The following is a 1491-nucleotide window of genomic DNA, read 5'->3' as shown; positions in this document are numbered from 1 at the left end:
CCCCCGTTATGTTCTTCGCGGTCCTGCAAGAGGGCCGCTGGCCTCCGGGCCCGGCATGGCTGTTCCCCCCTGTCGAACGGATGACCTGGGGGGTGGTGCCACCGGGTCCGAGAGGCGCCGTGGGAGACGCTGATGAGAGGTCCGACTACCGCCTGGCCAGGCGCAACGCCCGGCCGCTTGCGGGCGGCAGGTCTGCATAACGTGGATGCGCGCACGACGCCAACGCCCCGGCCAGCACGCACGACATCCGTTCGGGAGGACGGCTTGTACGACAGCGACGAGATAGGCGTCTTCCTGGGCCTGGACGTCGGCAAGACGAACCATCACGGGCACGGACTCACCCCGGCCGGCAAGAAGGTCTTCGACAAGCAGCTGCCCAACACCGAACCCAAACTGCGCGAGGTCTTCACCAAGCTGAAGACCAAGTTCGGCACCGTGCTGGTGATCGTGGACCAGCCGGCCTCCGTCGGAGCCCTGCCGCTCACGGTCGCCCGGGACGCCGGCTGTCAGGTCGCCTACCTGCCCGGACTGGCCATGCGCCGGATCGCCGACCTGTATCCAGGCGAGGCGAAGACCGACGCCCGCGACGCGGCCGTGATCGCGGACGCCGCCCGGACGATGCCGCACACCCTGCGCTCGCTGGAACTGACCGACGAGATCACCGCCGAACTGACCGTGCTGGTCGGCTTCGACCAGGATCTGGCCTCCGAGGCCACCCGCACCAGCAACCGGATCCGCGGCCTGCTCACCCAGTTCCACCCCAGCCTGGAGCGCGTTCTTGGCCCCCGACTCGACCACCAGGCCGTCACCTGGCTGCTGGAACGCTACGGATCCCCCGCCGCCCTGCGAAAGGCCGGACGCCGCAAACTCGTCGAGGTCATACGGCCCAAAGCCCCACGCATGGCAGCGCGGCTGATCGACGACGTCTTCGACGCCCTCGATGAGCAGACCGTCGTCGTTCCCGGCACCGGCACCCTCGACATCGTCATCCCGTCGCTGGCCCGCTCGCTCGGCGCCATCCACGAACAGCGACGAGCACTCGAAGTCCAGATCGAGGCCCTGCTGGAGGATCACCCTCTTTCCAAGGTCCTGACGTCGCTGCCCGGCGTCGGCGTCAGGACCGCCGCCACACTGCTGGTCACCGTCGGCGACGGCACCAGCTTCCCCACCGCCGCCCACCTGGCCTCCTACGCCGGTCTCGCCCCCACGACCAAGTCCTCCGGAACCTCGATCCACGGCGAACACGCACCCCGCGGCGGCAACCGGCAACTCAAACGCGCGATGTTCCTGTCCGCGTTCGCCGCCCTGCACGATCCCGCCTCCCGCACCTACTACGACAAATGCCGGACCAGGGGAAAGACCCACACCCAGGCACTCCTCCGCCTGGCCCGACAACGGATCAACGTGCTGTTCGCCATGCTCCGCGACGGAACCTTCTACGAACCCAGAACCCCACGCCTCGCTTGACGAAAGACATAGAGGCACCCCCCC

General features: G+C 68.5%; 1 protein-coding gene. It reads left to right on the top strand.

Annotated features, from left to right (window positions below):
• Window positions 1–264: 264 nt before the first annotated feature.
• On the top strand, window positions 265–1467 hold the full coding sequence (locus tag ACFYZJ_RS39375; protein WP_388577218.1) for an IS110 family transposase: 1203 nt from the start codon (window positions 265–267) through the stop codon (window positions 1465–1467).
• Window positions 1468–1491 lie beyond the last annotated feature (24 nt).

The organism is Streptomyces sp. NPDC001848 (assembly GCF_042891915.1).
Lineage (GTDB): Bacteria > Actinomycetota > Actinomycetes > Streptomycetales > Streptomycetaceae > Streptomyces.
This window is presented reverse-complemented; position numbering and strand designations above follow the sequence as displayed.